This window comes from Chroococcidiopsis sp. [FACHB-1243] (assembly GCF_014696895.1).
Taxonomy (GTDB): domain Bacteria; phylum Cyanobacteriota; class Cyanobacteriia; order Cyanobacteriales; family Chroococcidiopsidaceae; genus Chroococcidiopsis.
The window spans coordinates 62,538-74,859 of sequence record NZ_JACJQX010000025.1 but is presented as its reverse complement, the minus strand read 5'-3'; the positions used below and the strand labels follow the sequence as shown (position 1 = coordinate 74,859).

Annotated in this window: 15 protein-coding genes; 7 read left to right on the top strand and 8 right to left on the bottom strand. The window is 42.9% G+C overall.

Annotation, left to right across the window (positions count from 1 at the left end; translation table 11 throughout):
• Positions 1–364 precede the first annotated feature (364 nt).
• Entirely contained in the window at positions 365–592 is a 228-nt protein-coding gene (locus tag H6G17_RS19200) for a 4Fe-4S dicluster domain-containing protein (RefSeq protein WP_192159831.1), read from the top strand.
• Between the two features lie 36 nt (positions 593–628).
• Here H6G17_RS19200 and H6G17_RS19195 read toward each other — a convergent pair whose 3' ends face one another.
• The gene (locus H6G17_RS19195) at positions 629–853 is read right to left on the bottom strand and encodes a hypothetical protein (RefSeq protein ID WP_192159829.1); all 225 of its coding nucleotides are present in this window, start codon (positions 851–853) and stop codon (positions 629–631) included.
• A 705-nt stretch (positions 854–1,558) separates the two neighbouring features.
• Between H6G17_RS19195 and H6G17_RS19190 the strand changes: the two genes are divergently transcribed.
• The gene (locus H6G17_RS19190; protein ID WP_192159827.1) at positions 1,559–1,870 is read left to right on the top strand and encodes a hypothetical protein; all 312 of its coding nucleotides are present in this window, start codon (positions 1,559–1,561) and stop codon (positions 1,868–1,870) included.
• A gap of 582 nt (positions 1,871–2,452) precedes the next feature.
• Positions 2,453–2,911, top strand: coding sequence for a hypothetical protein (locus H6G17_RS19185; RefSeq protein ID WP_192159825.1), 459 nt, complete (start codon positions 2,453–2,455; stop codon positions 2,909–2,911).
• Positions 2,912–3,095: 184 nt separating this feature from the next.
• Here the strand turns inward: H6G17_RS19185 and H6G17_RS19180 are convergent, their stop codons facing one another.
• The gene (locus H6G17_RS19180; RefSeq protein WP_015156053.1) at positions 3,096–3,500 is read right to left on the bottom strand and encodes an NIL domain-containing protein; all 405 of its coding nucleotides are present in this window, start codon (positions 3,498–3,500) and stop codon (positions 3,096–3,098) included.
• A 163-nt stretch (positions 3,501–3,663) separates the two neighbouring features.
• Between H6G17_RS19180 and H6G17_RS19175 the strand changes: the two genes are divergently transcribed.
• Positions 3,664–4,254, top strand: coding sequence for a thioredoxin family protein (locus tag H6G17_RS19175; protein ID WP_192159823.1), 591 nt, complete (start codon positions 3,664–3,666; stop codon positions 4,252–4,254).
• 118 nt (positions 4,255–4,372) lie between these two features.
• Here the strand turns inward: H6G17_RS19175 and H6G17_RS19170 are convergent, their stop codons facing one another.
• Both H6G17_RS19170 and H6G17_RS19165 read right to left on the bottom strand, forming a co-directional pair.
• On the bottom strand, positions 4,373–5,281 hold the full coding sequence (locus H6G17_RS19170; RefSeq protein WP_192159821.1) for a pyridoxamine 5'-phosphate oxidase family protein: 909 nt from the start codon (positions 5,279–5,281) through the stop codon (positions 4,373–4,375).
• 80 nt (positions 5,282–5,361) lie between these two features.
• Complete coding sequence (locus H6G17_RS19165) at positions 5,362–5,958, bottom strand: glutathione S-transferase family protein (protein ID WP_192159819.1); 597 nt, start codon at positions 5,956–5,958, stop codon at positions 5,362–5,364.
• A 96-nt stretch (positions 5,959–6,054) separates the two neighbouring features.
• Here H6G17_RS19165 and H6G17_RS19160 point away from each other — a divergent pair, with 96 nt between their 5' ends.
• On the top strand, positions 6,055–6,603 hold the full coding sequence (locus H6G17_RS19160) for a TetR/AcrR family transcriptional regulator (RefSeq protein ID WP_192159818.1): 549 nt from the start codon (positions 6,055–6,057) through the stop codon (positions 6,601–6,603).
• Between the two features lie 162 nt (positions 6,604–6,765).
• Here the strand turns inward: H6G17_RS19160 and rnc are convergent, their stop codons facing one another.
• Positions 6,766–7,479 carry a ribonuclease III gene (gene rnc / locus H6G17_RS19155; RefSeq protein WP_192159817.1) on the bottom strand — a complete coding sequence of 238 codons (714 nt, stop codon included), beginning with the start codon at positions 7,477–7,479 and terminating at the stop codon, positions 6,766–6,768.
• Between the two features lie 58 nt (positions 7,480–7,537).
• Between rnc and H6G17_RS19150 the strand changes: the two genes are divergently transcribed.
• Both H6G17_RS19150 and H6G17_RS19145 read left to right on the top strand, forming a co-directional pair.
• Entirely contained in the window at positions 7,538–8,401 is an 864-nt protein-coding gene (locus H6G17_RS19150) for an alpha/beta hydrolase (protein ID WP_192159816.1), read from the top strand.
• A 175-nt stretch (positions 8,402–8,576) separates the two neighbouring features.
• The gene (locus H6G17_RS19145; RefSeq protein ID WP_192159815.1) at positions 8,577–9,182 is read left to right on the top strand and encodes a cytochrome b N-terminal domain-containing protein; all 606 of its coding nucleotides are present in this window, start codon (positions 8,577–8,579) and stop codon (positions 9,180–9,182) included.
• Between the two features lie 94 nt (positions 9,183–9,276).
• Here the strand turns inward: H6G17_RS19145 and fghA are convergent, their stop codons facing one another.
• The 3 genes from fghA to H6G17_RS19130 form a co-directional block, all read right to left on the bottom strand.
• Positions 9,277–10,122, bottom strand: a complete 846-nt coding sequence (fghA, locus tag H6G17_RS19140) for an S-formylglutathione hydrolase (RefSeq protein ID WP_199316845.1) — start codon at positions 10,120–10,122, stop codon at positions 9,277–9,279.
• Positions 10,119–10,793, bottom strand: coding sequence for a Uma2 family endonuclease (locus H6G17_RS19135; protein WP_192159814.1), 675 nt, complete (start codon positions 10,791–10,793; stop codon positions 10,119–10,121). Before H6G17_RS19135 ends, fghA begins: the two co-directional genes overlap by 4 nt.
• A gap of 84 nt (positions 10,794–10,877) precedes the next feature.
• The gene (locus H6G17_RS19130) at positions 10,878–12,188 is read right to left on the bottom strand and encodes an acetyl ornithine aminotransferase family protein (protein WP_192159813.1); all 1,311 of its coding nucleotides are present in this window, start codon (positions 12,186–12,188) and stop codon (positions 10,878–10,880) included.
• Between the last annotated feature and the right edge of the window lie 134 nt (positions 12,189–12,322).

Below are 12,322 nucleotides of genomic sequence, written 5' to 3'. Positions count from 1 at the left end.
AAAGTTGTTGCTTAAAATACACCTTGTGTTTCTTAGCTCTTAATTACTGCGTGTATTTTTACACATAAGTATTTACACTACTGTTATAAGTATATCGCATGATATTTATTCACAGGCACGCTACTTCGATTTTATTTAGCACGTCATTATCAATCGCTTAAATCTACACGTAGCCATAACCCAAATCGTTCTTGTATTAATGATTACAGAGTGGTTTACTATTACGTTCTATCTCTAGATGGAAGGATAAAAAATAAAGTTATAGAAACCTAAATATTAGTAGGGATTTTTGCGATTCCACAAAAGCAATTCATAAATTTTCTCTTCAAAGCTCTTGGGTAAAAGTATTTTGAATGGAGATGTTATGGGATATACAATTATTGCCAATACCTGTGAAGGTATTGCCGATTGCATTGATGCCTGCCCCGTTGCCTGTATTTATCCAGGCTCAGGCAAAAATGCCAAAGATACTGATTGGAACTGGATTGACTTTACTGGCTGCATTGACTGCGGTATTTGTCTGCAAGTATGTCCGGTAGAAGGTGCAATTCTTGCAGAAGAACGACCAGATTTGCAAAAAACTAATGCGTGAATTCATAATGCGTAAACTGGAGCGAAGCGACTCGACTTATTGGCTTCTGACTTGCTGCCAAACCTTTTTAATCAAAATTTCCTCTTGAGGCGAACGGACTAATTTTTGCAGTAATGGTGCAACTCGATTGGCTTCTGCTGCTGGTACTCCAGCGCGGATAAGGTTCCTGATAAGAATCTGTTCCTGCACTGGATTTCTACCTTGAGCATTCAGTTGCAAGTATTCCTCATCACTCATGCCTAGATTGAAAATTTCCGCCATAAATGCTTAGCCAACTCTTGTGCTTACCTCTTATGTAGAAGCGTTAAGACCTTATCCACTTTACCCAGGATGAATACAAGTCCTCTTCTACAACTCCTCGCTTTCCAGAAGTTTCAGCGTAATCTACTAAAACTTTCAATGTCGTTATATAAACACCATTAAGTATTTCGTGTCCGTAACCGATGACTTTACCGATGTGCCCTGTCTTTTGATGAAGCACATACTCTCCAATGCCGAACATAGATTTCTATTCTTTTAGTGAAATTATTGAAGCACCTTTTCATCTCTTATGATGAAAAACTCTAAGTATTACAGCTTCATCCTTTCAGTCTGTTTTACCTAGACTGAAGATATATTTTAGGTTAAGAAAAAAATTGTATTTTTTAATACAAAAGATAGCGATGCTTTTGGCGATTCGCGAAGCGACCATCTCACTTTGCTAAGGCTTCAGCCAAGTTACAGACGGATTGAGAAAATTGCTGGTATTCTAAGCTTACAAATAGATCTGTTGTTTCGCGCGGCAGCGAAGGCGTACAAACAGCGAGGAGTTGGTATTGTATTTAGCGTTACAACTAAACTTTAGATCGAGCTAACTCCTTTGATAGAACCATTTTTCAATCAGCTGGTTCTATAGAAAGATGCAGTCACTAATCAATATTTGAAACTATGGCAATACATGTGTTATTAAAAAACAACTAAACAATCATGCGATCGCCAGATAACCAAACACCAAACACAGAAACCCCCGATTCTCCCAAGAATACAGCTCCCGAAATCGATAACCGCGAAACTGCGCGCCCAGATCCGGCATCGAAAACCCCTCCTGCTTTAGCAAACGACACAACTTCTCACATTAATCCTGACTCGAAATCTGAACCGATAACTCAGGTACAAGCAGATAGCGTACTAACCAGCGAGCAACTGCCTAATACCAAGTTTCGTATCACTCTCAGCATAGTGACTCTAGCAATTCTCGTTTTTATTGCTGCTCTCTACTTCGGCATCATTAACCCTTAACTGAGTTCGGCGCAAAAGTAGTGTCAATCTAATATTAAGCTAATTGTCGCCTTTTCATACCCGCCAGGGTTATATCGCTGGCGGGTATGAAAAGGCGACAATAAAGTAACAAATAAGATAACTACTCTTCAAAGCTCAATCCTCTAACTAAGGAAAGAGATAAATCTCAAGTTTCATTGTGATAAAAATAACTAGAATATTTACCTAGCAACGCAGCTAATGTTCGCAGTCATTGAACTGAAATTTAAAAAATAGTGTCTTCTGAGACTTTATAGAAACTCCAACTTGAGTTTGCCAAGCTTCCCCCAAGTTGATGTTTGAGAATCATAATTGAGCGCGCGTTCTACATCTGTCTCATATTTCTGACACTTCCTAGTGAAACCGTAGTACAGCTCAAGCTTATTTCCTATCTAGCTTCGAGCAACATTTCTAGCACCGGGCGATCGCCAAAGCAAACTAAGAGCCTTGTTTAGAGTTGTAACAATTTTCTGTAATGGTTAAGAAATATTGCCGTTACTTGCTGTAGTTGCTAACGTATGCATGACAGGACGAGATCGAGTATTTCTACTATCAGGAGGTTTTATGTTGCTCCCTTTACTGACATTCATTGCCTTACTAGTTGGCATAGTTACTGTTTGGAGTAGCAAAGAGCGATCGCGATTGACTCAACCTGCTTTTCCCCGTCGTTCGTTCTCACTTTCATTCTCATTGTGGTCGTTCGTACTATTCCTCTTTTTTCCGCCAACAGAGACGCTATGGGCATCAAAGTACAAACCCAGCAGTAGGCAGAGGCATAACTACGGTAGTCAAACTGCCGGAAATCTTAAAATCGCTGCCAACCGGATTAAATTGCATAATTTTGGCGGGATTACCGCCCAAACCTTTGAGGGCGGTCAGGGGGATATCGAGCTGCGATCGCCAGCTTTGGTATTGACAAATAACAGTTATATCACGACCACATCTGGCGGTCGTGGGAATGGTGGCAACCTGAAGATCGACAGCAACATACTAATAGGAGCGCAAGTTACTGAAGCGCGCTAGTTGCAAAAGTGTGGATGATTGGAAAAATCAAATTCTCAATTTTATTGACGACTTCAACAAAACAACGGCTAAACCTTTTAAGTGAACATATAAGGGCAAAGTCTTGGCAATTTAATGGTCTGCTTATTTATGCCACATTGTACTAGAAAAAAGTAGTTAGCAATAACTTACGACTTACGACTTATTAAAGGTTTGTTGAGATGGCTTGCGTTGGACAAGTAGGAATGCATTGTTCGCAGACAATACAGCGCGATCGCGTGAATGTCAGTTCAAATGTGGCAGAATTAAGAGTTAAGGCTTCGGTGGGACAAACTCCAGTACACAAACCGCAGTCTACGCAAAGTTCGCGATCGATGGTAATTTCAGCCATTGCCGAAGAGACGTTGATGTTTTGCGATCGCATCCAATCAACCGCCGCATCGAGTTGATCGATATCTCCTGACAATTCTACAACTAACGTACCAACTTGATTAGGGGCAACTTGAGCGCGGATAATATTAGCAGCAACGTTAAAATCTTTTGCCAGTCTGTATGTCACTGGTACTTGTATGGCACGACGAGGGAAGGTCAGCGTAACTCTTTTTTTCATTAGGGAGCAGGGAGTAGGGAGTAGGGAGTAGGGAGTAGGGAGTAGGGAGTAAGTATTTCCTCCTACCAAATTCTCCTGTCTTCTCTTTCTTTTGTAACAAAAACCTTTGATGACTGTTCGATTAAAATGAGAACTGGTGTTAATTAAGTTTTCATAAAAATTCATGCGTATGAATAATCCAGATCCTCCAATTGAGCCTACTGAGTTAACGGTAGGAAAGCGGGTTAGAAATTTAATTGTAGTTTTAGTTGCGATCGCTCTCAGCGTCGTCTTATTCCTCGGCTTACGGACTCAAACGGGTGCAGTGACTCTAGCAACATTAAGCGATCGCTCGACACCGCTAGAAGTGGCTTTGAGCAACAGCAAGCCAACGCTGATGGAGTTTTATGCTGACTGGTGTACGGTATGTCAGAAAATGGTTCCAGATATTGCTCAGCTAGAACAAGAGTACGCCGGAAAGGTAAACTTTGTCATGCTGAATGTGGATAACAGCAAGTGGTTGCCAGAGATTCTGAAATATCGAGTTGACGGGATTCCCCATTTCGTGTATCTAGGTAAACAAGGAGAGGCGATCGCACAGGCGATCGGAGAACAACCGCGCAGTATTATGGCAAGTAACTTAGATGCGTTATTAAATGATGCCCCCTTGCCTTACACTTCCGCTAGCGGTAAAGTCTCCAAATACGAAGCAAATGTCACTCCATCCTCTGAGACTGACGATCCACGTTTGCATAGCTCCCAGGTGGTGAAGTGATGGATGGTAATTGGTAGTTGGTAGTTGGTAATTGATAAGTCAAAAGTCAGAAGTTAGAAGCGATTCACTCACCACGCACCCTATTTACTACTAGCCACCAGCCACTAGTCACTGACAACTATTTTGGATTGTACGGCGAGTATTCTGCAAATTCCCAGCGTAGATTAGTTGCATTTATCGTTTCTATGACGCGCTCGATTTGAAATTCTACTAAGCGTTCTGCACCGATAAATTGTGCTATGCGATTTGTATCCCAGATAATATTGGCTGTGCCAGTTAGTTGTAAGGTATGTCCATAGACAAAATCAACGAACAGTAAGCCGATTTGAGAATACTGGGCAATGTTACCAAGAGTATTGAACATATTATTGCCCGTATAATCGGGAAATACTAATTCAGTTGCGTTTAACACTTGTACGAAACCTGGATATCCTCCCCGATGAGATGCATCAGCACCACTTTGGGGATGGAAGCTAGCGATGAAAAATGTGTCTGCTTGAGTAATCGATTGCTGTTGTGCCGGAGTCAAGGCTGTGTAACCATAAACTTCGGGTATCGCTTCTTGGCGATCGCTATTAGCTACTAAATCTCGTACTTGAATGTATTTGGGGCAGTTAAAGTAGACTTGCTGTGTACGCACGTCAATATATCCATTTGGCTGAACCATCGCTTTGCCATTAATCCGCAAGCGCCGCCGAGTCGCTAAATCGATCGCCAGAATACCAATGTCATCATGTATTAATAGGTTTTCTAGCAGAGGATCGCTAGGATTGACTGTTGTTTGAATCCGAACTAGTTGTTCTGCTACAACTTCTATAAAACCAGGTTTCTCTATTAGCAGCGATGCCCAAATACCATCTTTACCAACAGTACTAGCGATCGCTAGTCTTTGCGTGTCTAGAAAGTCTCTTGCTATTAAACTGATATTTGCACCAATAATTTTGGTTAAACGTGCTGCTTCTGTCTGCACTCCCGCTTGTGCCTGAACTGCTAATTCCCCGGCATGATAAGTTGATATGTTACGCATATAGTTGACAAAATGTCTGAAACCAAAACACTCTGCATAATGAGTGTCACAATTTTGACTTTTAACTTTTGATTTTTGACTTACAGTCCTGGCATACTGACATAACCTGGAAGTTGCTTGATGCGATCGCACCAGGCAATAACGTGAGGATAGTTATCTAAAGCAACTTTTGCGTCTGCGGCTAGTCCGACATAGGGGAAGCAGGCAAGATCGGCTATTGTAGGATGACTGCATTCCAACCACTGGTTATTTGTTAAATGGCGATCGAGGAGCTGCAATACTTGATGAGCTTTCTGTTGAGTTAAATCTATATCGAGTTGTCCTTGAAAAATAAAATATCTCCTCGCCGCCGCTAGACTATTGGCAATCTCATTCGCGGCAAAAGATAACCACTGCATAATTTTTGCGATCGCTTCAGGCTCTAGAGGGAACCAATCTTCGCCGCCATAGCATCGGGCTAGGTAAACTAAAATAGCTTGGGAATCTCGTAATATTACATCACCATCCGCCAAAACTGGTACTTGTCCGCAAGGGTTGAGTTGCAGAAATCGTTCGGTTTTGTGTTCTCCTGCCTTTAAGTTGACGGGTACTGACTCATAATCTAAGTTCAACATCGACAGCAACAGCCTGACTTTATGACAGTTTCCCGATAATACAAAGTCATATAGCTGCATCATCAGTTCTTCTCCATTACTTCTGAATTCTTGCCCGAATTTTTTGTACCGATCGTTCAGTACAATGTCAAGGAGAATCAAAAATTTTCATCTGTGTAAATGTCCAAAGCAGAAGCGATCGCCCAAATCTTAAAAGTCTTTCGGCAGTATGGTTATGAAGGAACAACCCTATCGCGATTGTCCAAAGCGACGGGTTTGGGTAAAGCCAGTCTCTACCACTACTTTCCTAATGGCAAAGAAGAGATGGCACAAGCCGTACTTGACTTTGTTGATGAATGGATGAAAGCGAATATTTTTGTTCCCTTAAAAGGTGCGGGTACGCCTCGCGATCGCCTGGAGAAAATGAGCGAGAATGTAGATCGGTTGTATTGCGGCGGCGAACAAATGTGTATATTAGCCGTGCTGTCTTTGGGAGAAGCCAAGGATTTATTTAACATTCAAATTCAGCAAGCGCTGAAGAACTGGATCGATATTTTAGCTGAAGTTTTAGTAGAAGCAGGTATCGAGCCAACACTTGCCCGCCAAAAAGCAGAAGACGCTATTATCCAAATTCAAGGCTCTCTCGTCTTAACCAGAGGATTAGATAATACAGCGCCCTTCCAAAGAGTAGTGAAGCGGTTGCCAGAAATGTTGTTAGATAAGTCGTAAGTCGTAAGTCGTAATACCATTTCTTTAAAAATACGCCACAAAAGATCCCCCCAACCCCCCTTGATAAGGGGGGCTAGGGGGATCGAATTTAGTGCAATGATAAACAGAATTGGTATAAGTCGTAAGTCGTGAATTAACTGCTCACTGTTTACTGGTCACTGTTTACTGGTCACTGGTCACTGAAATAAAAGCAACTTGAGCCGCAGCTTGTTCGGCTGCTTTGATGGAACGTCCCGTACCTTCACCTAAGCATTTACCTTGAAGCCAGACTTCGGCTGAAAACCGTGCTGTGGCGCTACGGGGTTGGGGTGACTCTTGGACGCGATATTCTGGTAAAACCTTAAAATGTGCCTGAGTCCATTCTTGCAGTGCAGCTTTGTAGTTTAGTCTCGCCGGATCGGAGCGAATTTCTGCTGCTAGTTGCTTGAAGTGCGGATCGAGCCAAGGACGCACGAGTTCTTGGGTGCGGGTGCTGAGATAAAGAGCGCCGAGAACAGCTTCAAAAGCATCTGCTAGGCGCGATTCTCGTCCCGCTTTATCGGTAGAAGCACTGTTAGAAACAAGCAGATAGAGTTCTAAGCCGTATTCTGTGGCTAGTTGCGCCAAAATGCGATCGCTGACCAAAACTGACCGAATTGCGGCAAATTCTCCTACCGGACATTCAGGGTAAGTTTCCCATAAGACTTCAGCTGCTACGAGTCTCACAACTGCATCTCCGACAAATTCTAATTGTTCGTAGTTTGCTTGAGCTGAGACAGTAGGATGGGTCAATGCTAAGTCTAGCAATTGCCAATTAATTTGAGCTGAGGTCGAGATTCCCAGTTTATTGACTAAGCTTTGTAACTGCTTTTGCCGACGCGGATAGAATAAGGTCATAACGAAGTCAGAAGTCGGAACTCAGAAGTCAGAAGTGAAGATTTGAGGAGCGATTGCTATGTCCGTACTAGAAGGTACTTGGCAACACGAATACATTATCAGTAACGGGCTGAGGCTGCACTACGTCACCCAAGGTGAAGGTTCGTTGATGTTGATGTTACACGGCTTTCCTGAGTTTTGGTACTCTTGGCGACATCAAATCCCTGAGTTTGCCAAAGATTACAAAGTCGTAGCATTAGACTTGCGGGGATATAACGACAGCGACAAACCAAAAGCGCAATCAGCTTATGTCATGGCTGAGTTTATCAAAGATATTGAGGGTGTCATTAAGGGACTGGGATACGACAAGTGTATTTTAGTCGGACACGACTGGGGAGGAGCGATCGCGTGGAGTTTTGCCTACGCTCACCCAGAAATGGTAGAACGGCTGATCGTACTGAATATACCCCATCCTGCCAAATTTGCTGAGGGTTTCCGCACACCGCAACAATTGCTGAAAAGTTCTTATATGTTTCTATTTCAGCTTCCTGTCTTACCAGAAATGCTGCTCCAAGCAGGAGATTACCAAGCAATTGAAAATGGCTTTAAAGGTATGGCTGTGAATAAGAGCGCTTTTACTCCCGAAGATATTGAGGCTTACAAAAATGCGGCAGCTAAGCGTGGAGCATTAACAGCAGCCCTCAATTATTATCGCAATATGTTGCAACAAGGTATGACTAACCCAAATTGGGGTGTACTCAACGTACCAACATTGATGATTTGGGGTGAAAAAGATACAGCTTTGGGTAGGGAACTGAGTTATGGCACTGCTACTTACGTAAATCCATTCCAAGTGAGATACATCCCAGATGCTAGTCACTGGGTACAACAGGAAAAACCCGAATTAGTCAATGAGTATATGCGAGAGTTTCTCAATAGTTAGTCATTTGTCATTTGTCATTTGTCATTTGTGAGTAGCTGGTGGTTGATGACTAGACTCTTTTCTAGCCACTAGCCACCAGTTACTAGTAACTGATACCTGATTGACATTTTAGTCATAAAAATTCATACTAAGGTAAAAATACTCAAAGAACTTTCATCAAAAGCAGGGTTCAGTCATGAAAGATGGCTATTACGCTTTTGTACTGCGACGACTGGCTACAATTCTGGCTGTAGTGATGTTGACTTTAAGCTCGATCGCCGCACTGACAGGAATTTTACTGGCATTTTACTACGAACCAACAGCAGGGGGAGCATATAATTCTCTCAGGGCGATCGCAACTCAGATCCCTAACGGTTGGTTAATCAGACGGATTCACTCTCTTGCTGGTAATGGCTTAATCGGTGTCTCCTTAGTTGAAATTGTTGTCATGTTTTTAGGAGAAAGATTTCGCCCAAGCTGGATAACTGCCTGGATTAGCGGTATTTTACTAACACTCACCGCGATCGGTTTAAGCTGGACGGCAATATTACTTGATTGGACGCAAATTGGTTACTGGCGATTCACAATTGAGTTAGGTACGATTGAAGCACTTCCAGCGATTGGTTCTCAGCTTCGTAATATTCTTACGGGTGGCGGCGCGGTAAATACTGTCACAGTTCAACACCTGTTTACCATTCACAGTTACCTGCTTTCCGGTGGCGCGATCGTTCTATCTATTATTCATTTAACAGGTTTATTGCTACAGGAAAAAGAGGTAAAGCAGATCGAAGCGGTAAATTAGATCCAGATCGTTGTAGGGGCGGGTTCACCAAAAAGCTTTACTGCCAACTGCAATTTCCCGCAAACCCGCCCTTCTAAGAATCGAGCAACATATTTCATTGACACAAAACCGCAGCGTGGTGGCGAATATGATCCCCCACAAAGGTAGCAATAAAGTAATAACTGTGGTCGTAACCTTCCTGAAAGCGCAAAGTTAAAGGTTGTTTAACCCGATCGCAAGCTCGTTCAAATACCTCTGGCATCAACTGTTGACTTAAAAACTTATCTGCTGTACCTTGATCGATTAGGATGGGAGAAGTGTATTTACTACTGAGTATCAATTCACTTGCATCGTAATTTCGCCAAGTTTCCCGCTTGGTTCCCAAATAATTTGTCAAAGCCTTTTGTCCCCAAGCACACTGCATTGGCGCAGCAATTGGTGCAAAAGCAGAAACAGATTTAAAGAGTTCGGGATTGCGTAAAGCACAAACTAACGCCCCATGTCCGCCCATAGAATGACCGAAGATTCCTTGTCGTTCGACTTGGACGGGAAAATGTGCGGCAATTAACGCGGGTAATTCTTTCACTACATAACTATACATCTGATAGTGCGATCGCCACGGTTCCTCTGTTGCATTCACGTAAAAACCCGCACCCGTACCGAAATCCCAGTCTTTATCTTCTCCTGCGATTCCCGTATTGCGGGGACTCGTATCGGGAACTACTAGGATTAACCCATACTCGGCAGCATACCTTTGCGCTCCGGCTTTGGTGATAAAATTTTCTTCAGTGCAGGTTAAGCCAGAGAGAAAATAGAGGACGGGAACGGCTTGCGATCGCGCTTGAGGTGGTTGATAAACTGCAAATCGCATTTCGATATTGCAAGTTTGGGAACGATGGCTATAAAAACCCTGCGTCCCGTCAAAGCATTTGTATTCTGAAATTAAATTAATTTCGGTCATGAATCTTCTTGTGTCATAAATTGCTCTCTTAGCTTGGCACGGAAAGCACGTTTAGTTTGGGCTTCGCCTTGAGTATGGCATTGAGCTAAGAATTCGTAAATTATTGATTTAGTTAACGAAGGAAATGTAGGACTGGTTTCAGATTCCCGATATCGATCTCGCTCTAAAAGGTAAATCGTTAAAATTTTGCCATTGTAGCGCCAGAACTCAGGCACTTGCATTTCTTGATAAAGTTGATTCTTATTAATATCTGTGTGAGTAATATCTACTTCTAAAATTAGATCGGGAGGTGGATCGATAGATAAATCTACTCTCTTACCTCGAACAGCAGGCTCGTTTTGAATGTAGTAGCACTTATCTGGTTCTGCACCAATTTTTAAGGTAGGTATTTTTAGTGTAGTTGAAGCCATACTTTTGATATTTAAATTCAGTTCTTCTGTCAAAATATGAATTAAAATGCCTAAGCGATCGTGAGCGCTTTCATGTTCTTCTAAAGGAGTTACAATTTCTAGAGTCCCTTGATAATAAGTAATTCTAGCAGCGCGACGCTCACCCAAAGCCTCTAAAATTTTTTCATACGATCGCCAATCAATATGATAGAATGCGACTCGCTTTTCCGCTAATAATGTTTCTATAGGAGGACTGTTGACTGTTTCATTAGTAGTAAACATTTAGAACTCCTAGCTTGATTTATGACTCTATAATTATTTGAAAAAAATAGACATTTTTATCGGATGTGGGCATTGCCCACCCTACTAGCGATCGCTTGCTTCCACTAATATATCTTTAAGGATTTGCAGGGCAACTTGAATTTGAGCGCTGTCAATAACTAATGGCGGACAAAAACGAATTGCTGCTTTGCCACAACCTAAGAGTAACAAACCCTTTAAAAAAGCCAGATCGATAATGCGATCGCGTCGCTCTGAATCTAACTTACCATCTGCATCCAAGACATCAACTGCTACCATCAGTCCTTTACCGCGTGGAGGGGAGATCCAAGAAAATTGCTGTGACAGCTCCGTAAGCCCGGACATCAATAAGTTGCCCATGTTTTGAGCATTTTCAATCAAACCACCTTCCAACAACCGTAAAGTCGCGTTAGCCGCCGCACAAGCCACGGGATTACCTCCAAATGTCGTAGCGTGAGAGCCAGGTTGCCAAGTCATCAGGTGCGATCGCGCTAAAATTGCGCCCAAAGGTAGACCGCTAGCAATGCCTTTTGCCAAAGTAATAATATCCGGCACTACACCCCAATGCTCGATCGCAAATAAGCGCCCAGTCCGCCCCATCCCCGCTTGCACTTCATCGACAACCATCAAAATACCGTGGCGATCGCAAATCTGCCGAATTCGTTTTAAAAAACCATCTTCGGGTACGATATAGCCGCCTTCCCCTTGAATCGGTTCGACAAAAATTGCTGCAATATCTTCTGGAGGCAGAACGGTAGGAAAAAGCTTTGATTCTAAATAGTCTAACGCTGCATGAGTACCATAGGGAATGTGAGTCACTCCTGGTAATAGAGGACCGAAGTGCTGTCGTTGCAAGGCTTTAGAACCCGTCAGCGACATTGCCCCGTAAGTACGTCCGTGGAATGCACCCAAGAAAGCAACAACTTGAGAACGTCTGGTATAGTAACGAGCAAGTTTCAACGCCCCCTCGTTAGACTCAGCCCCAGAATTGCTAAAAAAGACTTTTGCCGGAATCAAAAAAGGGGCGCGAGTTGCTAAATTTTCCGCCAACTCCACCATCGACTCGTAGTAAAAATCAGTTCCCGACATATGTAGCAAATTGGCAGCTTGTGCTTGAACTGCTGCTACAACTTCAGGATGAGCGTGTCCAGTCGATGCTACGGCAATACCTGCGGTTAGATCTAAAAATACGTTACCATCGACATCTTCCACCATACAGCCTTCACCACGGGCAACCACAAGCGGATAGCCACGGGTATAGGAAGGAGAAGTAACAGCGCGATCGCGTTCTACCAATACTTGAGCGCGGGGACCAGGTAAGGAAGTCACTAACTGAGGCACAAGCGGCAGAGGGCGTTTAGTTGGGATACTTAGCATAGAAAGGACAAGGGGGACAAGGGGGACAAGGGGGAATAACTACCAACTACCACTTTTCACTGATAACTGATAACTGACAACTGATTTTATCTTCTGTCTCCTTTTTGACAAAAAATACACCATAAGCCCGATAC

What these genes read in the sequence shown, in the direction of transcription:
- H6G17_RS19200 (WP_192159831.1), top strand. Translation starts at nt 365, where the DNA reads ATGGGATATACAATTATTGCCAATACCTGTGAAGGTATTGCCGATTGC.
- H6G17_RS19130 (WP_192159813.1), bottom strand. Translation starts at nt 12,188, where the DNA reads ATGCTAAGTATCCCAACTAAACGCCCTCTGCCGCTTGTGCCTCAGTTA.
- H6G17_RS19185 (WP_192159825.1), top strand. Translation starts at nt 2,453, where the DNA reads ATGTTGCTCCCTTTACTGACATTCATTGCCTTACTAGTTGGCATAGTT.
- H6G17_RS19195 (WP_192159829.1), bottom strand. Translation starts at nt 853, where the DNA reads ATGGCGGAAATTTTCAATCTAGGCATGAGTGATGAGGAATACTTGCAA.
- fghA (WP_199316845.1), bottom strand. Translation starts at nt 10,122, where the DNA reads ATGACCGAAATTAATTTAATTTCAGAATACAAATGCTTTGACGGGACG.
- H6G17_RS19160 (WP_192159818.1), top strand. Translation starts at nt 6,055, where the DNA reads ATGTCCAAAGCAGAAGCGATCGCCCAAATCTTAAAAGTCTTTCGGCAG.
- H6G17_RS19170 (WP_192159821.1), bottom strand. Translation starts at nt 5,281, where the DNA reads ATGCGTAACATATCAACTTATCATGCCGGGGAATTAGCAGTTCAGGCA.
- H6G17_RS19165 (WP_192159819.1), bottom strand. Translation starts at nt 5,958, where the DNA reads ATGATGCAGCTATATGACTTTGTATTATCGGGAAACTGTCATAAAGTC.
- H6G17_RS19175 (WP_192159823.1), top strand. Translation starts at nt 3,664, where the DNA reads ATGCGTATGAATAATCCAGATCCTCCAATTGAGCCTACTGAGTTAACG.
- H6G17_RS19190 (WP_192159827.1), top strand. Translation starts at nt 1,559, where the DNA reads ATGCGATCGCCAGATAACCAAACACCAAACACAGAAACCCCCGATTCT.
- H6G17_RS19180 (WP_015156053.1), bottom strand. Translation starts at nt 3,500, where the DNA reads ATGAAAAAAAGAGTTACGCTGACCTTCCCTCGTCGTGCCATACAAGTA.
- H6G17_RS19135 (WP_192159814.1), bottom strand. Translation starts at nt 10,793, where the DNA reads ATGTTTACTACTAATGAAACAGTCAACAGTCCTCCTATAGAAACATTA.
- H6G17_RS19150 (WP_192159816.1), top strand. Translation starts at nt 7,538, where the DNA reads ATGTCCGTACTAGAAGGTACTTGGCAACACGAATACATTATCAGTAAC.
- rnc (WP_192159817.1), bottom strand. Translation starts at nt 7,479, where the DNA reads ATGACCTTATTCTATCCGCGTCGGCAAAAGCAGTTACAAAGCTTAGTC.
- H6G17_RS19145 (WP_192159815.1), top strand. Translation starts at nt 8,577, where the DNA reads ATGAAAGATGGCTATTACGCTTTTGTACTGCGACGACTGGCTACAATT.